Annotated in this window: 24 protein-coding genes; 14 read left to right on the top strand and 10 right to left on the bottom strand. The window is 41.8% G+C overall.

The window, feature by feature from the left end:
- Positions 1–166: 166 nt before the first annotated feature.
- From QZZ43_RS00580 to QZZ43_RS00565, 4 genes are all read left to right on the top strand, one after another.
- Positions 167–484: a Na+/H+ antiporter subunit E gene (locus QZZ43_RS00580; protein WP_291854921.1), complete on the top strand. Its 318-nt coding sequence runs from the start codon at positions 167–169 to the stop codon at positions 482–484.
- 1 nt (position 485) lies between these two features.
- Positions 486–773, top strand: coding sequence for a monovalent cation/H+ antiporter complex subunit F (locus QZZ43_RS00575; RefSeq protein ID WP_291854918.1), 288 nt, complete (start codon positions 486–488; stop codon positions 771–773).
- Positions 770–1,099: a monovalent cation/H(+) antiporter subunit G gene (gene mnhG / locus QZZ43_RS00570; protein WP_291854915.1), complete on the top strand. Its 330-nt coding sequence runs from the start codon at positions 770–772 to the stop codon at positions 1,097–1,099. The genes QZZ43_RS00575 and mnhG overlap by 4 nt, the downstream gene beginning before the upstream one ends.
- A gap of 497 nt (positions 1,100–1,596) precedes the next feature.
- Positions 1,597–2,346 carry a sugar phosphate nucleotidyltransferase gene (locus tag QZZ43_RS00565; RefSeq protein WP_291854912.1) on the top strand — a complete coding sequence of 250 codons (750 nt, stop codon included), beginning with the start codon at positions 1,597–1,599 and terminating at the stop codon, positions 2,344–2,346.
- A gap of 16 nt (positions 2,347–2,362) precedes the next feature.
- Here QZZ43_RS00565 and nhaD read toward each other — a convergent pair whose 3' ends face one another.
- Positions 2,363–3,748: a sodium:proton antiporter NhaD gene (nhaD, locus tag QZZ43_RS00560; protein ID WP_291854909.1), complete on the bottom strand. Its 1,386-nt coding sequence runs from the start codon at positions 3,746–3,748 to the stop codon at positions 2,363–2,365.
- 313 nt (positions 3,749–4,061) lie between these two features.
- Between nhaD and nhaA the strand changes: the two genes are divergently transcribed.
- On the top strand, positions 4,062–5,399 hold the full coding sequence (gene nhaA, locus QZZ43_RS00555; RefSeq protein ID WP_291854905.1) for a Na+/H+ antiporter NhaA: 1,338 nt from the start codon (positions 4,062–4,064) through the stop codon (positions 5,397–5,399).
- A 251-nt stretch (positions 5,400–5,650) separates the two neighbouring features.
- Here nhaA and QZZ43_RS00550 read toward each other — a convergent pair whose 3' ends face one another.
- The 4 genes from QZZ43_RS00550 to QZZ43_RS00535 form a co-directional block, all read right to left on the bottom strand.
- Positions 5,651–6,373 carry a glycosyltransferase family 2 protein gene (locus QZZ43_RS00550; RefSeq protein WP_291854901.1) on the bottom strand — a complete coding sequence of 241 codons (723 nt, stop codon included), beginning with the start codon at positions 6,371–6,373 and terminating at the stop codon, positions 5,651–5,653.
- A 57-nt stretch (positions 6,374–6,430) separates the two neighbouring features.
- Complete coding sequence (locus QZZ43_RS00545; RefSeq protein WP_291854898.1) at positions 6,431–7,480, bottom strand: hypothetical protein; 1,050 nt, start codon at positions 7,478–7,480, stop codon at positions 6,431–6,433.
- Between the two features lie 544 nt (positions 7,481–8,024).
- On the bottom strand, positions 8,025–8,294 hold the full coding sequence (locus QZZ43_RS00540; RefSeq protein WP_291854895.1) for a DNA-binding protein: 270 nt from the start codon (positions 8,292–8,294) through the stop codon (positions 8,025–8,027).
- Between the two features lie 188 nt (positions 8,295–8,482).
- Positions 8,483–9,178 (bottom strand): phosphatase PAP2 family protein, encoded by a 696-nt coding sequence (locus QZZ43_RS00535; RefSeq protein ID WP_291854892.1) that lies wholly within the window; start codon positions 9,176–9,178, stop codon positions 8,483–8,485.
- A gap of 213 nt (positions 9,179–9,391) precedes the next feature.
- On the opposite strand from QZZ43_RS00535, the gene QZZ43_RS00530 reads away from it, so the two are divergent.
- From QZZ43_RS00530 to QZZ43_RS00510, 5 genes are all read left to right on the top strand, one after another.
- Entirely contained in the window at positions 9,392–10,330 is a 939-nt protein-coding gene (locus tag QZZ43_RS00530; protein ID WP_291854889.1) for a diacylglycerol kinase family protein, read from the top strand.
- Positions 10,331–11,001: 671 nt separating this feature from the next.
- Positions 11,002–11,580, top strand: coding sequence for a YceI family protein (locus QZZ43_RS00525; protein ID WP_291854886.1), 579 nt, complete (start codon positions 11,002–11,004; stop codon positions 11,578–11,580).
- 47 nt (positions 11,581–11,627) lie between these two features.
- The gene (locus QZZ43_RS00520) at positions 11,628–12,887 is read left to right on the top strand and encodes a hypothetical protein (protein ID WP_291854883.1); all 1,260 of its coding nucleotides are present in this window, start codon (positions 11,628–11,630) and stop codon (positions 12,885–12,887) included.
- Between the two features lie 52 nt (positions 12,888–12,939).
- Entirely contained in the window at positions 12,940–13,620 is a 681-nt protein-coding gene (locus QZZ43_RS00515; RefSeq protein WP_291854880.1) for a YceI family protein, read from the top strand.
- Positions 13,621–13,633: 13 nt separating this feature from the next.
- On the top strand, positions 13,634–14,065 hold the full coding sequence (locus QZZ43_RS00510) for an Rrf2 family transcriptional regulator (protein WP_291854877.1): 432 nt from the start codon (positions 13,634–13,636) through the stop codon (positions 14,063–14,065).
- A gap of 19 nt (positions 14,066–14,084) precedes the next feature.
- On the opposite strand, the gene QZZ43_RS00505 is transcribed toward QZZ43_RS00510, so the two are convergent.
- Both QZZ43_RS00505 and QZZ43_RS00500 read right to left on the bottom strand, forming a co-directional pair.
- On the bottom strand, positions 14,085–14,831 hold the full coding sequence (locus QZZ43_RS00505) for a DUF2807 domain-containing protein (protein ID WP_291854874.1): 747 nt from the start codon (positions 14,829–14,831) through the stop codon (positions 14,085–14,087).
- Positions 14,828–15,961: an acyloxyacyl hydrolase gene (locus QZZ43_RS00500; RefSeq protein ID WP_291854871.1), complete on the bottom strand. Its 1,134-nt coding sequence runs from the start codon at positions 15,959–15,961 to the stop codon at positions 14,828–14,830. The genes QZZ43_RS00505 and QZZ43_RS00500 overlap by 4 nt, the downstream gene beginning before the upstream one ends.
- Before the next feature lie 482 nt (positions 15,962–16,443).
- Here QZZ43_RS00500 and queC point away from each other — a divergent pair, with 482 nt between their 5' ends.
- Genes queC through QZZ43_RS00485 form a run of 3 tightly spaced genes read left to right on the top strand, consistent with a single transcriptional unit; the run spans position 16,444 to position 18,903 of the window.
- On the top strand, positions 16,444–17,115 hold the full coding sequence (gene queC, locus QZZ43_RS00495) for a 7-cyano-7-deazaguanine synthase QueC (protein ID WP_291854868.1): 672 nt from the start codon (positions 16,444–16,446) through the stop codon (positions 17,113–17,115).
- Positions 17,112–17,969, top strand: coding sequence for a 7-carboxy-7-deazaguanine synthase QueE (locus QZZ43_RS00490; RefSeq protein WP_291854865.1), 858 nt, complete (start codon positions 17,112–17,114; stop codon positions 17,967–17,969). The genes queC and QZZ43_RS00490 overlap by 4 nt, the downstream gene beginning before the upstream one ends.
- A 58-nt stretch (positions 17,970–18,027) precedes the next feature.
- Entirely contained in the window at positions 18,028–18,903 is an 876-nt protein-coding gene (locus QZZ43_RS00485) for an NADPH-dependent 7-cyano-7-deazaguanine reductase QueF (protein ID WP_291854862.1), read from the top strand.
- Positions 18,904–19,008: 105 nt separating this feature from the next.
- Here QZZ43_RS00485 and QZZ43_RS00480 read toward each other — a convergent pair whose 3' ends face one another.
- From QZZ43_RS00480 to proS, 3 genes are all read right to left on the bottom strand, one after another.
- On the bottom strand, positions 19,009–19,518 hold the full coding sequence (locus QZZ43_RS00480) for a histidine phosphatase family protein (protein WP_291854859.1): 510 nt from the start codon (positions 19,516–19,518) through the stop codon (positions 19,009–19,011).
- A 9-nt stretch (positions 19,519–19,527) separates the two neighbouring features.
- Positions 19,528–20,763 carry a peptidase T gene (pepT, locus tag QZZ43_RS00475; protein WP_291854856.1) on the bottom strand — a complete coding sequence of 412 codons (1,236 nt, stop codon included), beginning with the start codon at positions 20,761–20,763 and terminating at the stop codon, positions 19,528–19,530.
- A gap of 180 nt (positions 20,764–20,943) precedes the next feature.
- A complete protein-coding gene (gene proS, locus QZZ43_RS00470) occupies positions 20,944–22,419 on the bottom strand; it encodes a proline--tRNA ligase (protein ID WP_291854853.1) in 1,476 nt (491 codons plus the stop codon).
- Positions 22,420–22,668: 249 nt separating this feature from the next.
- Between proS and QZZ43_RS00465 the strand changes: the two genes are divergently transcribed.
- Positions 22,669–24,036 carry a GntP family permease gene (locus tag QZZ43_RS00465; protein WP_291854812.1) on the top strand — a complete coding sequence of 456 codons (1,368 nt, stop codon included), beginning with the start codon at positions 22,669–22,671 and terminating at the stop codon, positions 24,034–24,036.
- Positions 24,037–24,201: the final 165 nt, after the last annotated feature.

The following is a 24,201-nucleotide window of genomic DNA, read 5'->3' as shown; positions in this document are numbered from 1 at the left end:
ATGAGCCATGAGCCATGAGCCATGAGCCATGAGCCATGAGCCATGAGCCATGAGCCATGAGCCATGAGCTATGAGCCATGAGCCATGAGCTATGAGCTATGAGCTATGAGCTATGAGCTATGAGCCATGAGCTATCAACAAGAGCTAACAACTAATTAACTAAAAAATGAAACCACTCTATTTCCTATATTTCTTTATCTACTATGGTTTCAAAGTTGCCGAGTCGGGACTGGCCATTGCCCTGCAGGTGGTGCGTGGAAGCCGTGGAGAAGACGGAATGCTCATAGAATACCAATCCACCCTAAAAAAGGGCTGGCGGGTGGTTTTGTTGTTCAACCTAATCAGTATGACACCCGGCTCCATGAGTATTGATATTAACCAGGAAGGCAATACTATATTGGTACACCTCCTGAACCGAAGCGACCATAAAGATTTTCTGAAAGTGACCGGTAAAATCGAAACTCTGTTATCAAAAGCATTGTGATATGACCAACGCCGAACTATTTCTGGAATATGCAGCCCTCATTGCACTGTATATTTTTTCCATTAGTCTCATTTTTCCGTTTTTAAGATTGTTCCGCGGCCCCACCCTGCCCGACCGGGTAGTGGCACTCGACCAGATAGGTGTTATCATTGTGGGAATGATGGTTTGTGATGTGGTTTATACCCGCGAAAAACTGTTGCTGGATGTGGTTTTGGTAGTGGCCTTTATTCTGGCATTCGGGTCAATGATTATTGCCCGTTATTTGTACAAACAAAACAAAGACCAATGATGGAATATATTGTAGGAGCCATATTGTTGATAAGTGCCATTGTGGTTTTTATTGCATCGGTAGGCATCTGGCGCTTCAAGAATCTGTATGCACGAATGCATGTAGTTACCAAAGTTTCGTCACTGGGTTTATTACTTTTGCTAATCGGCGTCAACCCGCTGTTTCTTGACTGGTTCGTGTTGTTCGAATCAGCCATTGTATTCGGAGTGCTGGTCTTTCTTTCTCCTGTTGCAGCCCATGTAATAGCCCGGGCCGCTCGCAGCATTGGCACCCCGGGCACCACTGACGAGCCCGAAGGCAAAGATACCAGTGACAACCTTAAGTGAATGGTTGTTCCGGTTTCCCCGAGGGAGAGGGAGAGGGCAAGAGGCGTAGAGCAACGAACATAGGACGTGGAGCTGCAAGCATGGGGCATCGGGTGTGGGACAGAGGACGGGTCAATATTGCATCCGAAATTTACAGGTTTTAGAAGTGACTGATTCTATACCTGTTTACAGAACTTCTCCATCCATGAAAAACCAAAAGTGATGAAAAACCCGAACCGATACATTGAGCATCTGATTAAGTCAGACAATTGGATTGATTTTTTAAAAGAAAACTCAGGACTCACTGGTAAAAGGGCAAAACGACATCTGAAAAATTAAGAAAAAAAACAGACAAGGACATTCATTGGATTTTACATGAAAACCTTACGAAAAAAGATTAGAAAAAATGAATAAGAGTTGAACAGAAAAGAGGAAAAACTCCGGTGCCTGATTAAGCCGGAATGTTTTATCACTTCTGTTAACCAATCCAATAAAATGATCAATCTAATAGAATTTTTATGAACGCAATGCTGTTTGCTGCAGGCCTGGGCACCCGCTTAAAACCTCTTACCAACAATAAACCAAAGGCTTTGATTGAAGTCAATGGAATGACTATGCTCCAAATGGCCCTCAAAAAGATGGAAAATTCGGGAATCAGAAAGGTTGTGGTCAACATCCATCATTTTTCTGACCTGATGATAGAGGAAATTAACCGCTTTCGTTCCGACTGCATGGAAGTTGTTGTTTCTGATGAGTCGGACCAATTGCTGGATACCGGAGGCGGGCTTCTCAAAGCCCGTCCCTTGTTCGATGCCAACAGTCCTGTGCTGCTTTACAACGTGGATATTGTTACCACTGCCAGGCTGAAGGACTTTATTGCATTCCACCACACGCACACGGGCATTGCTTCACTCATGGTTAAGGAAAGGCCCACTTCACGACACCTGCTTTTTAACGACCGGATGGAACTGTCCGGATGGGAAAATACCAGTAGCGGTGAGAGAATCATCACCAAGGAGACATCTCACTTCCACTCTTATGGTTTTCAAGGCATTCACATCCTTGAGCCCCGGATATTTGATTTGATGACCGAATCAGGGAAATTCCCCATCATGGAACTTTATTTGCGTCTGGCCCGTGACCACACATTCATGGGTTATGAGAGCCGAAACGATTTGTGGTTCGACATCGGCACTCCCAAAAAACTGGAAACCACCCGGAATGCGGTTGAACAGATGAGTGAGGATAAAAAAAGACAACTGTTTTGACTCTAATAAAAGCCCTTTACCAGGCAAACATCAGTAAATAGGTTCCAGCGCCTGCAATATATCCCAACAAAGCCAATAGACTAATGCGCCGCAGATACCAGAAAAACGGAATCCCCTCCATGCTCATGGCCGCCACTCCGGCAGCCGAACCAATGATAAGAATACTTCCACCCGTTCCTGAACAGTAAGCCAGAAACGACCAGAAATTTCCATCCACAAAAAAATCCGATGCCAGGGCTACATCAGCCACCTGAGGCACATTATACATTCCCATCGATGCAGCTACCAACGGGACATTATCCACCACTGCCGAAAGAAATCCAATAATAATGTTAATCCCGTAAATATTGGAAACATTTTCATCCAGCCATTGAGCCAAAAGGTTCAAATGACCTGCCGTCTGAAGCGCTGCCACCGCCAGCAAAATTCCCAGAAAGAACAGAATGGAAGCCACATCCACCCTTTCCAGAATTTTTACGATGCTCAGCTTCCTTTTATCCAGTATATTCCGCCGCTTCAAATGACGGTCGGTATACATCCACAAGGCTCCCAGTCCGAGCAGCATTCCCAGGAAAGGGGGTAACTGAGTAAGTCCTTTGAAAACCGGTACCGCCACCAAAGCCAAAACTCCAAAAATCAATATTCTTAACCGATCCTTGTAGGGTATAAACTCCGCCGATTCATCAGTCTCAAGCAATGGCCGGTTGGTAGCCCCTTTCATCACCAAAGAAAGAATTGTTAACGGCACAAGCATCGTTACCAAACTGGGCAAAAACAATGCTTTCACAATGCCGCCAGCGGTGATTTGTCCTCCAATCCAGAGCATAATCGTAGTCACATCTCCCATAGGCGACCAAGCTCCCCCGGCATTAGCGGCAACGACCACCATTCCTGAAAAAAGCCAGCGATTGTCCTGTTTCGAAAGAAGCTTTTGTAACAAGGCAATCATCACAATGGTAGTGGTAAGGTTGTCCAGCACAGCCGAAATAAAGAATGTCAACACACTGATAATCCACAATAACTTTATACGGTTTGTGGTGTGAATGCGGTCGGTAATTATCCGAAATCCCTGATAACGGTCAATCACCTCCACAATGGTCATAGCTCCTAAAAGAAAAAAGATTATAGAAGCAACATCACCAAGATGCTCAATAACAGCGTGCTGGGTAATAAACTCCATGACCTGATGAGTTTCCGAAATTCCAAATCCTGAAGAAAATTCACTCCAGTTCCGGTTAAGGTGCAGCTCCATTATATGTGGAGCATCAATCACCAGCAAGGTCCAAAGAACGGCCCCAGTAAGTAATGCGGTAGCCGCCTTGTCAATTTTGTTAACGTGTTCAAAAACAATTAATCCATAGCCTACGATAAAGACTACGATCATAGCATAGAAGAAAAACATAAGAATAAAAATTATTGAGAGAGGTGTTTTTTTGACGGCTGCAAAGGTATGGCCCTTCCGTCCTAATTATCCTGGCGGTGTGGAGTTTTAAGAATATTTAACACAAATACGAATTTCGCTACAAAAATAAGTGCAGATTTTATCGAATAAAATTCTTTACTAAATTTTATAGTTAAGACCAATACCAATATATTTGCATATCAAAACAAAATATACAACCCTATACATATTTAAATCAATTAAAACTTCTGGAGGCTTATTCCGTAAATAGGCGGGACATCCAAAAAAAGAAAAAATAATTATCACTTTTAAGATGAAGAAAAATCAATTCCTGAAACCCAATTTAATGGATCCTATCCAATGGTTTTTGAAACACTCAACCAGCGGAGGAATTTTATTAATCTTCGTAACCTTTTTGGCCCTGTTGTGGGCCAATTCTCCAATGAAAGGTTATTATCAATCTCTTTGGGAATATGATTTTATATTAGGACTAGAACCTTTTGAACTCAAAAAATCGTTATTGCACTGGATTAATGATGGTATGATGGCCATATTTTTCTTTGTGGTGGGTCTGGAAATCAAACGAGAGTTTATTGCCGGAGAACTAAGTACTTTTCGGCGGGCCATTTTCCCGGTCTTTGGTGCCATTGGCGGAATGGTTGTTCCCGTCCTCGTTTTTATTTCTTTTGGTTTTGCAGGTGAAATGTCTCAGGGATGGGGCATCCCAATGGCCACAGACATTGCTTTTTCGTTAGCAATACTTGGAATCCTGGGCAAGAAAGTGCCGTTGAGTCTGAAAATTTTCCTTACTGCACTTGCCATTGTTGATGACCTGGGGGCCGTTTTGGTTATTGCTATGTTTTACAGCAACACCATTCTTTGGTACTATCTTTTCTTTGCCCTGGGTTTGTTGCTCATCCTGTTTGCTGCCAACTACTTTAATGTTCAGAACCTTTATCTCTATACCTACATTGGATTTATCATCTGGCTCCTCTTTCTCAAGTCGGGAATACATCCTACCATCGCAGGAGTTTTAGTGGCCTTCAGCATTCCCATGCGCCCAAAAATACACATCAACGAGTTTATTCCTAAAATAAAGGAGGGACTCAAACACTTCTCTTCATTACCCAAAGACGACAAAAAGTTTGTCATGAGCAATAAACAACTGGCAGCCATTGACCATGTGGAATCGCTGGTAAAGAAAACACAAAGTCCTCTTCAGATGATTGAGCACAACCTGAGTGGTGTAGTTAATTATCTGATACTACCTCTTTTTGCGCTGGCCAATGCCGGGGTAACCATCCTTTCACCGGGCTCCCCGCTATCAAGTGGCGCCATATTCAACGATTTATCCATCGCCATTGCAGTCAGCCTTATTTTTGGAAAAGCCATCGGAATCTCCCTGTTTTCATGGCTGGCAGTAAAGCTCAAACTGTCTGTTAAACCCAGCAATATCCCATGGAAAGCATTTATCGGACTGGGTTTTATCGGAGGTATCGGTTTTACCATGTCGCTGTTTATTTCAAGTCTGGCCTTCGAAACCCAGGAATTAATGAACCAGGCAAAAATTGGAATTTTCTTTGGCTCCATTGCGGCAGGCCTTGTCGGATTCTACATCCTGAAGTCGGCGCTGAAAAAACAAACTGCTTAGGCTTTATGTGATAGAGATTGCTTCAATCATAATGAAGGTTTAATTGGAGTGTGAGTAGGGAATTTTTCGGGACAATCGAGAAATTCCACACTCTCCTCCCTCTTTTTTTTCCAAATCTGCGCTATGGCCTTTCCGCATTAATGATTTTTTTCAGACAATGATTTTTGGTTCCTATAATCAATACTCCGTTAAATCTTTGCGTCTCTGCGTTTAGGCTTTTCGTTAACGGAGTATTGAATAATATCGAAACTTCATTTAAGCGACCATATATTGTACTTCAAAATGCAATAAACAGCTTTCATCCCGTCGCGCCAGTTAATTTTTTTCCCATCTTCATAAGTCCTTCCGTAATACGAAATCCCCACCTCATAAATCCTGATTCCCGGAATTCTGGCCACCTTCGCGGTTATTTCCGGCTCAATTCCAAAACGATTCTCTTTCAGATTAATATCTTTAATTACGCTGGCCCGAAACATCTTAAAACATGTTTCCATGTCAGTCAAATTAAGATTGGTAAATGCATTTGAAAGGAAAGTAAGGAACTTGTTACCGATAGAATGCCAAAAAAACAAAATTCTGTGTGGGTTATTCCCCATAAATCGAGAACCATAAACAACATCTGCAACATCCTCTTCCAATGGCTTCAACAGAGCATTATACTCCCGGGGATCATACTCAAGATCGGCGTCCTGAATAACAATATAATCACCTTCGGCATGCTCAAAACCTATCCTGATAGCAGCTCCCTTCCCTTGATTGATGGTCTGATTCAAAATAGTCACATTTGCTTCGGGATAATTCAAACAAAACTCCTCTGCTTTTTGGATAGTGTCATCTGTCGAAGCATCGTCAATTATAATTATTCCTGATTCGACAGGGTAATCATATTTTACAGAGATTATACTTTCCAAAATCTTCCGGATAGTTCTACCTTCATTGTATGCAGGGATTATAATAGAAAGTTTTTTCTTCATTAGGGGCAGATTCTTATTTATGAAACAAAGTTCAACCAAACCAAAAATGCGGATTAATTATGAGTCGGGGGTTTGTTTGGTTATATATATTCTATTCGATTGTTGATCTTTATTAAAAAAATCCATCACAATCTTTCCCCATAATACAGCCAGAACTGGGGTTAACAAAAATAGCATTCTGGCAATTTCAACAGAAATCAATGCTTGAAAAAGCACAGATACAACAAACCACCATTCATATCCGCCAAATTCATTCAGGTAAGATTTCAATTTCTTATTCAGGACTGCCGGCAAAATCAACAAAATCCAAAAACCGGTAACCGAAAATACTTCATAAACACCATGAAAAGAAAAAAGTCTTTTTAGTCCGATCAAAATATAACTCAAATGCCTTATATCTTTCCCCAACGCAAGCAACGGAGGTGTTTCACTCATGAAATCAATAAAAAAACGCCCCGAGAAAACCAACACCCCGGAAACAAAAAAATAAAAAATCAGTTTTGTTTTCTTTATTGAGGCATAAAAAAACAGAATGGGCGCAATAAATAAAAAAGATTCTTTTGCCCAGGGCCCCAAAAAGATAGATATTATTAACATTCGGCGATTGTTGGTTTTCAACCCCAACAAAACCAACAATATAACCAGAACAAATAAACTATCCACCAACGGGGTTCCTGCCAGCACACCGGTCCACCGACAGGTCAAAAAACTCACAAGCCCCAACATTGATGCAAAAAAATGCCCTGTATGAGCAAAAACATACTTAAAAACAAAAACTCCCACCAATGCCATGACCAGATTATTCACAATCAAAAAACTAACCCCCAGGGAAAAATCACCCTCGAAAGTCCAGGGTGAAAGTGATTCAAACAGATTTCCAAACACAAAATTTATGATTCCCGCCAGGAATGGAATAATTACACGGTATTTTCTAATTTCGGACTGATTAAAATCCAGTTCCGCAATTCCAAGATAAGTGATACTATCAGGATTGGCGGCAGTCGTGAGCATATCCATTGCCTGAAAAGAGACACCATGGATAACAGCCAAAGAAAACAGAAAAATAAAACTTTCGCGTGAAAAGAAAAGGGTGGATAGGTTTTTCATTGAAAAATATGGATTATAACAGAAAACTTAGGAATTCACTTTTAAATACAATTGTTTTTGAGTTTCATTTTCAGAAGTCTAAAGTATTAAATAAAAAGCAATAATTTTCCTGCCTCTGGAACTGAGCCTGACTTTTTCCCATATTATCTGTTACGATGCTTTAACTCCTGCAAAAAATGAATGTCCTCAATTAAATTGATTTGAAAATAATTCATTACTCCTTTCATCAATTCTATCTGCCGTTATCCGCTTTTCTTGATATTTGAACATCTCATCACAATAATTCCAAAATAAATCAAGTCAAAGAATCATGAATAAAAAATCCCTGCTAACCGAGTAAGAAATAAGATTGCTTCACTACGTTCGCAATAAAATTCATACTAAAGGTATTTCGCGTTGAATTTGATACAAAGCAATCTTTTATCAAAGATAAGTTTCCTCGGTCAGTATATAAAAAAAGGATGTTTCCGAATCACCGAAAACACCCCTGGTTCCACATAGTATCATAAAAAAACCTCCCCTCTCAGGCAAGGCAACTCTTCAATCAGTTACTCATATGCACTTCTCTTTTTCCCTCAATAATTTCCCTGGCCATATCCAAAATGGTGGTATCGTCCAATTCCACTACTCCTCCATCAGGGCCTTGTTCCAGGTGAATTCCAATACTCTTTCCCCGATCGTAGTTGGCCCCTCCAAAATAATTCCTTACTGTATCTACGTCGAGGTTCAACGAATCGGCAATGCTACGCATACTACCTTCAGGCAGACTATCCTTAATCTTCCTGAGCTGATTGAATGTTATTGTTGTACTCATAACTGAAATATTTAAAGAGGTTATTGATATTGATGTGATATAAAAATAATAAAAAAAAGGTAGGTTTAAAACAAAATTAACATCAAAAATATAGGTTTTAACAAAAATTATACTCCACCTCATGTGGGTAAGTCAATAAAACCTCAATAACAATCAATTTCAGTTAAGAAAAAAATAAAAAAATTATTCTAAAACATCAAAGGCAAAAGAATTTTCGCAGAAAGAAAAATAATAATTATAGTGAACATCCCGGAAAAAATCACCAATCTGACCGGGGATAAAGCAAACTCCCTTTGGCCGCCTGAGGACAATCCATTGTCCTGAAACAGCAAAAAACGGGAAGCAACTTTCTTGTACAACCAATACACAAACCAACCTATCAGTGAACCCAAAAGCAAGCCGCCAAGGATATCTCCGGGATAATGAACACCCATATAAATTCGTGAATAACTGTTTAGCATGGCCCAGGAAAGAATAAAAAAAGTGTACCAGTTAAAACGGAAAAGAAATAAGGAGAACACTGCCAGTCCAAATGAATTCGTAGCATGAGAAGAGACAAAACCAAACTTTCCTCCTTTCTTCCCGTTCAATAAATCCACCATTCCTTCAAGGGCAGGCTCATGTGAGGGCCGGAACCGCTCAAAACCTTCTTTAAAAATATTCGTAGAAATCTGGTCACATAAAAGCACCATCAAGCCAAGAAAAATAATCGTTATAAAACCTTTTAGGCCCTGACTCTTAAAAATGGCATACAATAGTATCGCATACATCGGAAACCAGATGCTTTTACTGGTTATCAGCCAAAAAAAATTATCAAACAAAGGCGATGTAAAGGAGTTGAAGTATAACAGAAGCTCCTGGTCTAATTGAAGTAATGTTTCCACGTTGTTGTTTTTTTATCAAAGAAAATAAAAATATCCCATTTTTCAAATGAACTAACGGCTCTGATGCGATAAAGCACCCCCGCATGACTCACCACCTCCAATCTGCTGGTTTCTTTGTTGTTTTCCAATAAAAAATCTTGCGGCTTTTAAGAGAAATAGGTATTTTAAAAAATATATATGTAAATTTGTCCCCGCAAAACCAACAGGTATTAAATGAAAAAAAGGGCTTTATATATCATTAATCCGGCTTCCGGCATCGGACGCCAAAAAGACATTGCAAAGCTGATAAAGAATGAGACAGACAACTCTCGTCTGGACATTGAAATTGTTTTTTCTGAATATCCGGAACATGCTTTTGAATTAAGCCAAAATGCTGCCGGAAAGTTTGATATAGTGGTGGCTGTTGGTGGCGACGGAACCGTTAACGAAGTTGGCCGGGGACTGCTTCACTCTGATACTGCGCTTGGATTACTTCCCACAGGATCTGGCAACGGCCTTGCACGTTTTTTGCAAATGCCTTTCAAAATAAACAAATCCCTGGATGTCATCAAACATGGCAATATAAAGTTGATCGACGTCATAAAAGTAAACAACTATTACTCATTGAACGTTGCAGGTATTGGATTTGATGCCTTCATCAGTCATCAGTTTGCCCAGAAAAAGAGACGGGGCCCCTTGGCCTATATGCAACTTATCTCAAAAGAGTTCCCAAAATACAAATCGGACCATTATCAAATTGAAATAGACGGAGAAGCAATTGAAATTGATGCTTTTCTCATCAGTTTTGCCAATTCAAGCCAATATGGGAACAATTTTCACATTGCCCCCCAGGCGCGTATTGACGATGGCCTGATTGACGTTTGCCTCATCAAGGACTTTCCAAAATATACTGCTCCGGCCTTGCTTATCAGCCTTGTCGATCAGTCCATTGACAAAAGCAAGTACGATAAAATTGTTAAAGCCAGAAAAGTCAAAATCAATCACCCTCTTCCCCTTCTTGGCCATGTGGATGGCGAACCCGTGAATCTGGGACGAAAAGTTGACATCGAAATTATGCCTCTGGCCCTTAAGGTGGTCATTCCACCCATTCATTTGCGCCAAACGTCAAACATTCTTCAACCCCTGATGGAGATGATCCCTCTGGGAATATAAACCCCTCTCTCCACTTATCAACAGCCCAAAAAAGTCATTGACCAAAGAGTGACACAATTTGTGTTCCCTTACCAATAATTCATGTTTTGGAAACTGTCCTTCTCGAAAAATAAATGCGAGATGAGCCAAAAAATTTGTTCGGTAAAAAAAGCCTGACCAGGAAAAACCAAAACCAAACATTTTTCACAGTACCTGCTGCAATTCTAAAGCTTACTACTATTCACACTATTATTGCTTTGCAAACGGGATATTATCAGGTCGTAAAAAGGATTTGCCAATATCTGACAGCTCGCTTTCATAATATACTGTTAGATTTTTAGATGTAAGACACTTCGTACAACCTTAATATACTAAACTTTAACGAACAAACGCCTTTGAATGCAGACAATTGGTTTGCAGCACATTGCAAAAGTTTAACGGAGTATTGTTTCATAAAGTGATTTTTTATAATTGCAATATATTGTACAAAAACCCACCCATCCTCTCTCTTTTTTGGTCGCCTGGCCTCAAAAAACCTTCTCTATGACTGTTTTTCATGCGAACTCCTACTATTCGGAAAAGCCATTTCTGTCTGAAAACATTAGAAAACAAACAAAAAAGACTTCAAAGTATTTATTGTTTAGCAATTTTATACTACCTTTGTTATAGGATTAATATTCTAAATTGAAACTATGATCAAATATGCATTACAGACGGTGTTGCTAATTGCGTTGACAATTACCAGCACTACAACGATTGAAGCACAAAATCTGAGTCTTACGGGAACCAGCAATTCCGTGGTTGTTTCAGGCACTTCTTCTTTACACGACTGGGAGATGATTTTATCAGGGTTCAAAGCTTCAACCGTGATTAACAAACAGGATGATGGATCTGTGGTGTTGGACAATGCTGTTTTCACAGCGGATGCCAACAATCTCTCCAGTGACAACTCACTGATGGATAAAAAAGCTCATGAAGCCTTAAATGCGAAAAAGGCCCCCGAAATCAGTTTTCGACAATCTGATGCAGTAACTATTCCTGCAGGAGGAGCAAAATCATTCAATATGAAAGGAGATATTAAAATTGCCGGACAAACAAAGTCGGTTTCCATCCCGGTAAGCGTAAAATCTCAAAACAATGGAACTTTGCAAGTCAAAGGAACACTACCAATTACGATGAGTGACTATCAAATGGAGCCACCCACCGCAATGTTTGGCACTGTTAAAACAGGAGATGAGGTGAAAGTAAATTTCAACCTTAGTCTCAAATAAAATTTATTAAAAGTTATTGCATTACAAATCAATAAATTAACATGAATATGAAAATTCAACATCTATTATTAATGGCCTTTTTGGTAATGGGAATTACCACTAATGCCCAGGAAAACAGGGATTTTAAGAATTTCAGACTCCCGGACCAGCGAGGAATCAATGATTTTGAATCTCCCAAAGATACTGCCGACAATTTCGACGGTGTTGATGTTCGCATTGGAGGAGCATCTACCATACAGTTTCAGGCTGTGAATCATGAAAACTCAGGAAGTGTTGAACTGATTGAAATTGGTGATAATTTCAATTTGGCCACTGCCAACCTCGATTTGGATGTACACCTGTACGATGGTATTAAAATGCACCTTCGCACCTATTTATCTTCACGTCACCACACTGAACCATACGTAAAAGGCGGTTATTTCCAGATTGACAAGCTGGATTTTATCCGGGAAGGATTTATGGCCGACCTGATGAACAAAGTCACCATCAAAATTGGTCACATGGAAAACAACTACGGTGATGCACATTTCCGCAGAACCGATAACGCCAGAGCCATTTACAACCCGTTTGTGGGCAACCTTATCATGGATGCCTTTACAACAGAGGTAGGTGGAGAGGTTTATTACCGCGACAACGGGTTCATCGGAATGGTTGGTCTGACAAACGGAAAATTGAACCAATCGGTAACCAGCCCAGGAACCACCAAGGCATCTTTTGTTGGTAAGCTGGGTTACGACAAGCAAATCAATGATGACTTCAGATTCCGCCTGACCGGTTCCGTTTACACAACAGGCGAAAGCGCCAGAACCTATCTCTATGCAGGCGACCGTGCAGGATCACGTTACTACTACGTAATGGAACCTACTGATGCATCGGCATCGTCGAATTTCCGTTCCGCCCGCTGGAATCCGGGATTCAACAATGAACTGACCTCTTTTATGATCAACCCTTTTATTAAAATGGGTGGTCTGGAATTCTTTGGAGTGATTGAGTCGGCCAGTGGAAAATCAAACGGTGAGGCTGATACCCGTAATTTCACCCAATTGTCGGGCGAACTGATTTACCGCTTTGGCAATGATGAGAATTTCTATCTCGGAGGACGCTACAACACTGTTGGCGGAGAAACTGCTGCCGGGCTGGATGTTGACATCAACCGTGTACAGTTGAGTGGTGGCTGGTTTATGACCAAAAACATCCTTGCCAAGGTAGAATATGTCAGCCAGAGCTACGACGGATTTGCCTCTGACGATATATTGCATGAAGGAAAATTTAACGGATTACTGATGGAAGCAGCGATTAGTTTCTAAGAAAACGAAACCGATTACTGAATTTTCAGAATCCTTTAAGAAAATCAGAATCATGAACTTAAAAAACCATCTACTGCACCATTTCGGACTATTGAAACCCGAAAGTCATTGCCAGACAAGGATTAATGACAATTTCGGATGGATTCGGCCTGCTGCAGTAGTGGTTTTTTCAATTATTACGCTTGCTATAAACGGGCAACCCATGCCCGACAAAAGCATTCCCCATCATACTAAAACGGACGTTAAAACCTGTGATAACTTCATAAAAATCGAGGGTTCCACAAACGTTAATCATTTCCATTTCGAACAAACTTTCAATGAAAAGGAAAAGGTAATCGAAACACACCCAGGTTCCGGAGAGATAGTTAAGTTAAAAATTCCTGCCCATGATTTCAAGGCTTCTAATCCGATGATGTATGATGATTTTCTGGAATTAATCAAAGCTTCTGAATATCCCTACATCGATATCACCGTCTTCTTCGAAAACATAAAACTGCCCGCTGGCCCTGAAAATACAGTTGTTCCGAAAATTAGAATCGGACTGGCAGGACAATCCCAAACGTATCAGATTCCGGGGCAAATACATGACTGCCGCCAAAATTCAATGCACATCAACGGAAGGATAAATATCAATTTAAAGGATTTCAATCTGGATCCTCCTACCAAATTCATGGGGATGGTGAAAGTGAATAATGAAGTTTTTATTAACTTTGGATTGACTTTAAACGAGTAATAAACCTGAAGCATTGAAATTTAACACAAAAACCCGCTATGGCCTCAGAGCCATGATTGAAATTGCCCGTGAGACCAACAATAACGGAATTTTTCAAAAAGACATTGCTGTTCGCCAGGAAATTTCCAACAAATACCTGGATCACATAATTTATGCCCTCAAAGTTGCCGGTTTGATCTCCAACGTTAAAGGCAAAAAAAGTGGTTACATACTTACCCGTCCGGCAAAGGAGATAACCATCATGGACATAAATAATGCCTTTGAACCGGGCATTTGTATCATTGATTGTATAACAGAGAATTACAAATGTGAGCGTGAAAATGTTTGCTCTGCCAAGAATTTCTGGACGGGACTTAACGATATTATTGCCGACTATTTTAAAGAAAACACCCTCCAGGATTTACTGGAAGAACAACTGGAACTGGAAATAAAGGAGTCTGTCTGAAAACAACAAATTTCAATCCTTATTCATCTACATGAATCAGTTCTCCTAATTCAACATCATATAAAGATTCTCCCAATGTCAAAGATGTTTCGGGACTTCCCGTATAGTAAACATTGCCGGAAGAAAAAATGTCCACACTTAATACCTCCAATACTTTCACATAAGAGGGATTTACAGACTTCTGAACCAATCGAACTTTTTTAGCATCCAGTTCCGAAGCATCCACCGATGACAGCCCCTCTGCATGTATTGTTAACTGATCTGTCCTCCCCCTGAAAATATGATTTCCAACATTGCTGCCATAAGCCGACAAAGAAATAGTTCCTGCATCAACCAGTAGATTACATTCAGTAAACGTTCCCCGACCATTAATGACCACTGAAAAATTACTCACCTTCAACGTATCCAGGTTGGAGATTTTCGATGGAAAGTTGGATGTAATCCTTTTCAGTCCGGAAACACCAACAATTACCGATGGCAACTGCTTCTCTCTAAAACCTATCAATCCTTCCGATTCTATCTTCAGAACATTTCCTTCCTGCTTCAATACAAGCCGGGAAATCAGAAAGTCAAGCCCTTCTATCACCGCCAGAGAATCAACTCTGTTGGTTAACACCAACTGTACAGAAGTCTCTATTTCAATTCGGTCAAAAGAATTTAATACCACTTCTTTCCTGATTATCTCACCATCCTTCAATAAGGCGTCGGTGTAGTCACATCCGGACAAAAATCCAATCATAAACACCAAAATCCAACTGCTTCTCATAATTCATTCTTTTTATAAGGTATCCGGTAGCCCAGGCCAAACTCCATAAACTCTGACCTGAAAAAACTGGCTTTCACGCTAAAATTGGCCACCAACCGGTCAGTTATCCGATGACGAATGCCCAAACGTGGGTAAACAGGCTGAGGAGGCTCAATGTGTGAATAAAGATAAACACCCATCTGTACAAACAGGGAGGTTTTGCCCATGATCCAGTTTCGCCCGCCATAAACCCCATAAAACATTCGGTCGACATGGCTCACATACTCTTTAATGTCAGGGTATGCATAGGGTGCCGCTCCAAAATAGATGGCATCCACTCCAGCACTCCAGGCCGACTTGACCGACCGGTACCAGATATGGTTAATACTTATACTTCCTGATGAGTATATATTGAAATTGTAATCATTGGCCTGGCTGCGTCCATAATTCAAAAACACTTCAATTTCCCGATTGTTTCGGCGCGGGGCTTCGTGGCGTTTCAAGCGAGGCAACTCATCTTTCAAAAAGTGATACCGCGTTCCCAGACCGAAAGTCAGGGTATTGATGCCATTATTGGGCTTGCGAGCGGCTCCATTGGACATGTGATTAAGAGAAGCAGAAGCATACAAAGACCAGTGATCCAAAATCCGGTATCCCGAATAGAGCCCAAAGCCCACATACGCATTCAACCGGGCTCCGAAAATCTGATTCCACGGATTGTCCTGCGGATCGAATGGATTATTGGTGTATCCCAACCCCATGGCCACCTTATTTTTTAGTGTAAAACGCGAAGTGCGTACAATGGGAAAATGCAAATAGGGATAAATGGCCATTCCCTGTCCATAAATATCCGGATTGCCATAAGAATTATAGAAAAATCCAACCCCAACTTCCGGGTAATTATAGTACTGCTGCCACCCTTCCCGGTCAAACCGCCACAATCCATAATTAATTTCCACACCACGCGAAAAATCATCAATAAAATAGATCATGTTGGCATGATGAGGAATTACCACCCCATGATGATAAAGAACACTCAAATGTGTCTGATTTGGCGGCAGACCTACCTCTGATACTGCAGTATTTTGCGCCTCAGCAACTCCCGATAATAATAGAAGAAACAATATAAAAACTAAAAACTTTTCTTTCACTTTACACTACTTTAAAATTCCAATCTGATAACACCACCCGCAAACCCCTTTAAATCAACTGACAAACAACGCCCCACATAACAAAGTCTGACAATTACAACTCTTTGAGGCTAAAGTATAGTGCCATTGCATCTCTTGCCTACATATTTATAACGAATTATTCTGATTTAATTGAAATGCAAAAATGCACATTTTGAATGGAACCATAACCAACTCCCTCATATTTTCGTATCTTTGCGCCCAAACACAAGAAGACAGTTCGAAACCATCCTGTCTATAAAAAAAACTATGGGCCATGGACTGCATGCGCAAAAATGCTGGATTCCTGATTTCTGCTCCATGCAGAGGCTTTCGGGCATTCTGTTTTTGCCGGAGACATCACTCCGTACTCTTCCATTCCCCTTTGTTTTTTTGGATGATCGAACAACGTTTGCCGGCCAACAGGTTGGTCATGTTTGATTTGTAAAAACAATTTCCAATAAATGAAACGAGCAGTTGTTTTATTATCCGGAGGCCTCGATAGTGCGATAACTCTTTATCTGGCAAAGTCCAGGGGATTTGAGGTACATGCACTCTCATTCGATTACGGTCAACGCCACAATCGCGAATTGCAGGCGGCAAAAGCTATTGCTGAAAAAGCAGGTATTGCAGCTCATCAGGTTGTATCACTAAAACTTGACCAATGGGGAGGCTCATCACTTACGGATAAATCGATAGAAGTGGAAGACGGAGATGTAACCAGAAAGGACATCCCGGTCACCTATGTGCCTGCGCGAAATATGGTTTTTCTGTCGGTTGCGGCTTCTTATGCAGAGGCCATCCAGGCCACAGAAATCTTCATTGGTGTTAGTCAGGTCGATTACTCAGGATATGTGGATTGTCGCCAGGAATTTATCGAAGCCATGGAAAATGCCGTTAACAAAGGAACAGTCATGGGCGCCGAAAAAAACCGGCCAATCAGAATTCATGCACCATTTGTACATAAAACCAAAGCAGAAGAAATTCAGCTGGGCGAAAAACTTGAGGTCCCCTTTGAACTAACATGGAGTTGCTATCGCGGAGGCGAAAAACCTTGTGGAACCTGCGACAGTTGTCTTCTGCGAGCCAAAGCATTTGCCGAAGCGGGTGTGGAAGATAAAGCACTTTTGGTATGAACAAGATTGTACTGGCCAACGAGGGAGTTTTTCCCATTACCAAAGACAAGGAAGGGCAAATGCTGGGTTCCATACCGGCTACCGGCATGAAAACCGCCGGAACCATCCAGGGCGAAGGCAAACTGGCAGGTGTGCCGTCACTGTTCATCAGACTGGCAGGCTGCAACCTCAGATGTATGTGGACACTCCCCGACGGCTCCTTTTGCCGTTGCGATACGCCCTATGCCTCGTTTGAAGCAGAACAGGATCTTCAACTGGAAGAGGAAGATATCTTTGCTTTAGTAAAACACAATATTGGAAACCTCAGTCATGTTGTACTCACAGGCGGTGAACCAATGCTTCAGCACAAACACCTGGCCGTGCTGGCACAACGACTCAAAAAAGAATTGAATCTGCACCTGAGCATTGAGACCAATGGAACCATCTTTGCTGATGATGTGGCCCAACACATAGATCTGTTCAGTATTTCACCCAAACTATCCAACTCAAATCCTTCGCCCAAAAAGCTGGCCACTTACGGGTTGAAGCAAAATGGCCCATTGACTTATCATGCCGAAAAACGTAGAAACATTGAAGTTCTTCAGAAACACATTAATTTCTGCAATGCCTCAGGTAAAGAGTTACAGCTTAAATTTGTAGTGGGTCAACCAAATGATTATGTAGAGATAAAAGAGGACTTTCTGGCTCATCTGAAGAACTGGAATCCTGCCGATATCCTGCTGATGCCTCTGGGCGCAACTCCCGAAGAATTAAAAACTACCTCCAACATGGTAGCCGAAATGGCCATCAGCAACGGATGGCGATATGCGCCACGATTGCACATTGACTTGTTTGGCCCCAAAGCCGGGGTTTAACAATGATTCCATCCATCTGAGAATCGTTGAGCCCTCTCCCCTTTTAACCATAAAAACCATGAACAACGAAGCCAAATATCTGGGTAAAGCCATCAACTACCCGAAACATTATGCACCGGAAATACTGGTCCCGGTTCCACGTCACCTCAACCGGGAGATATACGGACTGGCAGATAACAATCTTCCATTTACCGGCTATGACATTTGGCACGCATACGAATTGAGTTTCCTTACTCAAAAAGGCATGCCGGTGACAGGACTACTGAAAATCATCTATCCGGCCGACAGCCCCAACATTGTGGAGAGCAAATCGCTCAAACTATATCTCAATTCCTTCAACATGGAGCGATATGGTTCTAATAAGGATGAGGGATTGAATATTGTGATAAATACCATCACAGAAGATCTGGAGAAAATGCTGAAAACTGATGTAAAGGCACTATTTTTTAAAGGCCATGAACCTTCCGGCTCTGATTTTGGCCATTATGCCATACTGGAAGAGTTGCCCGAAATGCAGGAAGTGGAATTTTCCCAATACCAGGAAGCCCCTGAGTTATTAACAACGGAGAAAGAAACCTCAGAAAATAAAATAAAAGCAGGTACGCACCTGCTCCGGAGCAACTGTAAAGTTACTTTCCAACCCGACTGGGGAAGCGCCTTTATCCACCTGAAAGGAACACAAATCCCGGAAAAAGCAGGACTGCTGAAGTATCTTGTCTCCATTCGGAATGAAAACCATTTTCATGAAGAAATCTGCGAAATGATATACAAGCGGCTTTGGGATCAGTTTTCACCCGATGAGTTGATGGTTTCCTGCATCTATACACGTCGCGGAGGCATTGATATTTGCCCGGTAAGAACTAACTTGCCCGAATTGATGCCCGTAAACCTTATTCACGAGAACCGGTTGATGAGCAAGTTGCTTAGACAGTGAACGAGTTTTCGAGTTTCGGGGTATTGGGTTCTGGGTTCTGGGTTCTGAGTTCTGGGTTCTGAGTTCTGAGTTCTGGGTTCTGAGTTAAGTTTCAACTGCGCCCGCCTACTCTTTTTTACCTTTCAATTCCTTAGGAAACACAAACATCTCCGTACGTCCGGTTCCGGCTTTTATCTGACTCCATTCCGAGACGGTAAAACCAATCACCGCAGTAGCTGAAGTAGGGAAGTTGAAGAAATTATCCCCGGCAAACTGGATGGCCATAAGGGCGATATCGGGATTATGTCCAACCACCATCACAGAATCCTTATCTCCGGCAATAGTGGCTATTTCCTTGGCAAGTTCTTCGAGGGAAAAGCCGTTATAAATAAACGGCACTTCTTTGATTTCTGATTCGGGAATACTAAATGACCCGGCCATAATACGTGCGGTTTGCAACGCACGGTGGGCCGGACTGGAAATTATCACGTCCGGCACCATTGTTTTTCCAATCAGATGATCGGCAATCATCCGTGCATCTTTATGTCCCCTCCTCTTCAGCTGACGTGAAAAGTCATTTTCAGCATCGGTAAGTGGTTCCGTTTTGGCATGTCTTACTAATATTAACCTTTTCATATTTACAATTTACACTTTTTTAACCGAAGATGCCAATTCAGCGATTTTCAGTACTACTTCCATGGCTTTTTCGAGCGATGGCACTGGCAAAAACTCAAAACGACCGTGGAAATTATGGCCTCCGGCAAAAATGTTCGGAGTCGGCAATCCCTTAAATGCCAACTGAGCCCCGTCGGTTCCTCCCCTGATAGCCTTAATATTGGGAACAACACCAACATCCTTCATGGCCTGTTCAGCCAAATCGACAATGTACTTCACAGGCTCAATTTTTTCCCGCATATTATAATACTGGTCCTTTATTTCCACTTCCATGGCTCCCTGTCCGAATTCATGATTTACTTTCCGGACAAGGTGTTCCATCTCTTTTTTCCGGTCTTCGAAACGATCACGTTTGAAATCCCGGATCAGAAACTGCATTTCCGTTTTTTCCACATCGCCGTTAAAAGACATCAGATGATAAAAACCTTCATACCCTTTAGAATGTTCAGGTGTCTCATGCCGGGGCAGCATGGCTATCAACTGGTTGGCAATTCTTATGGAATTACGCATTTTTCCATGGGCATAACCTGGATGCACATTCCGGCCATGTGCAATAACCTTCGCCATAGCGGCATTAAAGTTTTCATACTCCAGTTCGCCTATCTCACCTCCATCAATGGTATAGGCAAAATCGGCACCAAATTTTTCCACATCAAAAAGACCTGCTCCTTCCCCGATTTCTTCGTCAGGTGTAAATCCAACTCTAATCTTACCATGCTTTATTTCCGGATGCTGAATCAGGTACTCCATAGCAGAAACGATGGCGGTGATTCCCGCCTTGTCGTCAGCTCCCAACAAGGTGGTTCCATCGGTAGTAATAATTTTCTGTCCAATATATTGCTTCAACTCAGGAAATTCGGTAGGTTTAAGCACTATGTCATTTTCAGCATTCAGGACAATTTCGCCACCATCATAATCTTCTACAATTTTAGGAGAAACATTCTTGCCTGAAAAATCGGGGCTGGTATCCACATGTGCAATAAAACCAATGACCGGAACCTCCTTCTCAATATTGGAAGGAACAGTAGCCATGATGTAACCATTCTCATCCAGTTCAACCTCATCCAGCCCGATAGCTTTTAGCTCTTCGGCCAGTTCACGTGAAAAAAACATTTGACCAGGAGTGCTGGGGGTCAATCCGGTATTGGGATCCGATTGTGTGTCAAACTTTGTGTATTTGATAAATCTGTCAACTATAGGAGTCATAATAGTAGTTTTTATTTAGTGTCTGCAAGGTAAAAAAATAAGATGAACTTTGTATTAAGAGAAGTCATAATAATAAGTGAGACTGAGGCGGAGATTGAGATTGAGGTTGATGCTGAGACCAAAAAAAAGCCTGAACAACCAAGGTCCAGGCTTTTTATAATTTTGTTACTATTCTTCAAATTAATATGCACGGGCAAAAACGACCATTCTTTCCGATGGTTTGCCGGTAACCATACATTTACCAGGCTCTTTGGGGCCATTGAGGGGAAGACAACGAATGGTAGCTTTGGTTTCCTGCTTTATTTTCTCTTCAGTTTCTTCCGTTCCATCCCAGTGGGCCATGATGAAGCCACCCTTATCATCAAGAACTTTCTTAAATTCATCGTAGGTGTCCACCGTTCTGGTATTTTCCTTTCTGAAATTAATGGCGCGTTGATAAATACTATTTTGAATTTCATCCATCAACTCGGTAATATGGGCGCCAATACCGTCAACCGGTATCACTTCTTTTGTCAAAGTATCACGCCGGGCAAGTTCCACCGTTCCGTTTTGAATATCACGTGGACCAATAGCAATTCGCAACGGCACGCCCTGCAATTCATACTGAGCAAATTTCCATCCGGGCTTGTGGTTATCGTCATCGTCCACCTTAACTGAAATTCCTAGTTTCTTGAGTTCAGCCGCAATTTCATCCGCCTTTTCAACCACCTGTTTTAGCTCCTCGTCCTTGCGGTAAATAGGAACAATAACCACCTGAATAGGAGCAAGTTTTGGAGGAAGCACCAGACCATTATCATCTGAATGTGCCATAATAAGGGCCCCCATCAGACGAGTAGAAACACCCCAGGAAGTGGCCCACACATACTCCTCTTTCCCTTCTTTACTCTGGTATTTCACATCAAAAACTTTAGCGAAATTCTGGCCCAAAAAGTGGGAGGTTCCAGACTGCAAAGCCTTACCATCCTGCATCAAAGCTTCAATGGTCAATGTTTCCACAGCACCGGCAAAACGCTCACTGGCAGTTTTATACCCCTGAAGCACCGGCATTGCCATGTAACTTTCGGCAAAATCGGCATACACTTTCAGCATTGTTTCCGACTCCTCAATGGCCTCTTCTTTGGTAGCATGGGCTGTGTGTCCCTCCTGCCACAAAAATTCAGCAGTGCGCAAAAACAAGCGGGTTCGCATCTCCCAACGAACCACGTTGGCCCACTGATTTATCTTAATAGGTAAATCGCGGTACGATTGTATCCAGTCTTTATAAGTATTCCAAATAATAGTCTCCGAAGTGGGCCGAACAATATATTCCTCCTCCAGTTTAGCCTCAGGATCCACCACAACACCGGGACCATCAGGATTATTTTTTAAGCGGTAATGGGTTACCACAGCACATTCCTTGGCGAACCCTTCAACGTGATCAGCCTCTTTGCTAAAAAAAGATTTCGGAATAAAGAGCGGAAAATAAGCATTCTGATGACCGGTTTCCTTAAACTTATCATCCAGTACACGCTGCATTTTTTCCCAAATGGCATAACCATAGGGCTTGATAACCATACAACCGCGAACTGCTGAGTTTTCGGCCAGTCCGGCTTTTATCACCAGGTCGTTGTACCACTGCGCATAACTCTCACTTCTGGGGGTCAAAACTTTTGCCATGATTAATTTTAGATATTTGATGTAAGATGACCAGACATTAGACACTAATTACTGTCAGCAAACATAAATGAATTTTGTTTCCAAACCATCTTCAGCCCAGAAAATAAAACACTGACAAAAAGATGCCCGGAAAGCGCCACGAAAATAATAAAAATGGGTTAACTTTTTGTTATTTTACAGTTCTATTTTGCAGAGACTATTGATGTTTACATGGAATAACTCAGTTTACAAAACTTTTAACCGCCAGAAATGTCAACCCCTTACATTATTTTTATTGTTGCTTCCGCCGTAGCTGTTCTTCTGTTTTTAGTACTGAAGCTAAAAATCAGTGCTTTTATCTCCCTTTTGTTGGTATCCATCTACGTGGGACTCCTTTCAGGCATGCCTCCTCAGGAAGTCATCAACAGCATTCAGGATGGCATGGGAGGAACTCTGGGATTTGTTGCTACTGTGGTTGGACTTGGAGCTATATTCGGACAGATGCTTGAGAGTTCCGGTGGAGCGGTCGCCCTCGCTCATTCGCTGATAAAAAAATTTGGAGAAAAACGGGCCCCATCTGCTATGGTCGTAACCGGTTTCATCGTGGCCATTCCTGTTTTCTTCGACGTAGGATTCATTATTCTGGTTCCCATAATTTATGCACTGGCCCGCGACACCAAAAAATCGCTTTTGTTTTACGGCATCCCGTTATTAGCGGGACTGGCAGTTACCCACAGCTTTATTCCGCCAACACCGGGGCCCGTTGCCGTAGCCGAAATCATCAATGTTCAGCTGGGTTGGGTCATTTTGTTTGGCGTTATTTTGGGTTTTCCAGTTGCTGTAGTGGCAGGCCCTGTTTGGGGACGCTTTATCTCGAAGAAAATTATGGTTTTCCCTCCGGAAGAAACCACCGACATTGCTTTCGCTGAAACACAAAACGAAATTACACAAAAGCCACCGTCATTCAGGTTAATTGCCCTTTTAATAGGCATTCCTCTGTTTCTGATTTTACTTAATACATTGTCAGATGTACTGATCGATCAACAAGCTTTAAAAGAAACAACATTTACCAACACTATTCGTTTTCTGGGCCATCCGTTTTCTGCCTTAATTATTGCCACCCTCCTGGCCATTTATACTTTATGCATCCGCAGAGGGTTTTCCGGAAATAAAGTACTCGAACTCAGCACAAAAGCACTGGGCCCGGCAGGCATTATCATTTTAATTACCGGAGCGGGAGGCGTCTTTAAAGAAGTGCTGGTGGACAGCGGCATTGGTAAAATCCTGGCTGAATCCATGGCCGGCTCCTCCCTCCCCCCAATATTCCTGGCATGGATATTGGCAGCAATTGTAAGAGTAACACAAGGCTCTGCAACCGTTGCGATGATTACTGCTGCCGGCATTATGGCACCACTTATTCAGGAAATGAACCTTACAGATCCTCATCGGGCACTGGTGGTATTGGCCATTGCATCGGGAGCAACCCTTTTATCACATGTCAACGACAGTGGCTTTTGGCTGGTAGGCAAATACTTACGAATGAATGAAAAACAAACACTTCAATCGTGGACAGTTATGGAATCCATCATTGCGATTGGAGGACTGGCCACCACAATGATTGCAAGTTTTTTCGTCTAATTGTGAAGCTACTGCTGACCCGGGAAACTTATTTTTTATCACTACTGTCCGACTAAAATGAAACGGATTTAATGAAATCCTGTATTTATGTGCGTTATGAATACTTTACACAGCTCAGAGGAATTTCTTTGTGCGACGGCATTTTTTAGCCTAGCTGAATTTTGC

The sequence above is a fragment of the Marinilabilia sp. genome, assembly GCF_016278715.1.
Lineage (GTDB): Bacteria > Bacteroidota > Bacteroidia > Bacteroidales > Marinilabiliaceae > Marinilabilia.
Note: the sequence above shows the minus strand (reverse complement) of the source record. Positions and strands in the feature narration are given on the sequence as shown.

What these genes read in the sequence shown, in the direction of transcription:
- QZZ43_RS00580 (WP_291854921.1), top strand. Translation starts at nt 167, where the DNA reads ATGAAACCACTCTATTTCCTATATTTCTTTATCTACTATGGTTTCAAA.
- QZZ43_RS00575 (WP_291854918.1), top strand. Translation starts at nt 486, where the DNA reads ATGACCAACGCCGAACTATTTCTGGAATATGCAGCCCTCATTGCACTG.
- mnhG (WP_291854915.1), top strand. Translation starts at nt 770, where the DNA reads ATGATGGAATATATTGTAGGAGCCATATTGTTGATAAGTGCCATTGTG.
- QZZ43_RS00565 (WP_291854912.1), top strand. Translation starts at nt 1,597, where the DNA reads ATGAACGCAATGCTGTTTGCTGCAGGCCTGGGCACCCGCTTAAAACCT.
- nhaD (WP_291854909.1), bottom strand. Translation starts at nt 3,748, where the DNA reads ATGTTTTTCTTCTATGCTATGATCGTAGTCTTTATCGTAGGCTATGGA.
- nhaA (WP_291854905.1), top strand. Translation starts at nt 4,062, where the DNA reads ATGAAGAAAAATCAATTCCTGAAACCCAATTTAATGGATCCTATCCAA.
- QZZ43_RS00550 (WP_291854901.1), bottom strand. Translation starts at nt 6,373, where the DNA reads ATGAAGAAAAAACTTTCTATTATAATCCCTGCATACAATGAAGGTAGA.
- QZZ43_RS00545 (WP_291854898.1), bottom strand. Translation starts at nt 7,480, where the DNA reads ATGAAAAACCTATCCACCCTTTTCTTTTCACGCGAAAGTTTTATTTTT.
- QZZ43_RS00540 (WP_291854895.1), bottom strand. Translation starts at nt 8,294, where the DNA reads ATGAGTACAACAATAACATTCAATCAGCTCAGGAAGATTAAGGATAGT.
- QZZ43_RS00530 (WP_291854889.1), top strand. Translation starts at nt 9,392, where the DNA reads ATGAAAAAAAGGGCTTTATATATCATTAATCCGGCTTCCGGCATCGGA.
- QZZ43_RS00525 (WP_291854886.1), top strand. Translation starts at nt 11,002, where the DNA reads ATGATCAAATATGCATTACAGACGGTGTTGCTAATTGCGTTGACAATT.
- QZZ43_RS00520 (WP_291854883.1), top strand. Translation starts at nt 11,628, where the DNA reads ATGAAAATTCAACATCTATTATTAATGGCCTTTTTGGTAATGGGAATT.
- QZZ43_RS00515 (WP_291854880.1), top strand. Translation starts at nt 12,940, where the DNA reads ATGAACTTAAAAAACCATCTACTGCACCATTTCGGACTATTGAAACCC.
- QZZ43_RS00505 (WP_291854874.1), bottom strand. Translation starts at nt 14,831, where the DNA reads ATGAGAAGCAGTTGGATTTTGGTGTTTATGATTGGATTTTTGTCCGGA.
- queC (WP_291854868.1), top strand. Translation starts at nt 16,444, where the DNA reads ATGAAACGAGCAGTTGTTTTATTATCCGGAGGCCTCGATAGTGCGATA.
- QZZ43_RS00490 (WP_291854865.1), top strand. Translation starts at nt 17,112, where the DNA reads ATGAACAAGATTGTACTGGCCAACGAGGGAGTTTTTCCCATTACCAAA.
- QZZ43_RS00485 (WP_291854862.1), top strand. Translation starts at nt 18,028, where the DNA reads ATGAACAACGAAGCCAAATATCTGGGTAAAGCCATCAACTACCCGAAA.
- QZZ43_RS00480 (WP_291854859.1), bottom strand. Translation starts at nt 19,518, where the DNA reads ATGAAAAGGTTAATATTAGTAAGACATGCCAAAACGGAACCACTTACC.
- pepT (WP_291854856.1), bottom strand. Translation starts at nt 20,763, where the DNA reads ATGACTCCTATAGTTGACAGATTTATCAAATACACAAAGTTTGACACA.
- proS (WP_291854853.1), bottom strand. Translation starts at nt 22,419, where the DNA reads ATGGCAAAAGTTTTGACCCCCAGAAGTGAGAGTTATGCGCAGTGGTAC.
- QZZ43_RS00465 (WP_291854812.1), top strand. Translation starts at nt 22,669, where the DNA reads ATGTCAACCCCTTACATTATTTTTATTGTTGCTTCCGCCGTAGCTGTT.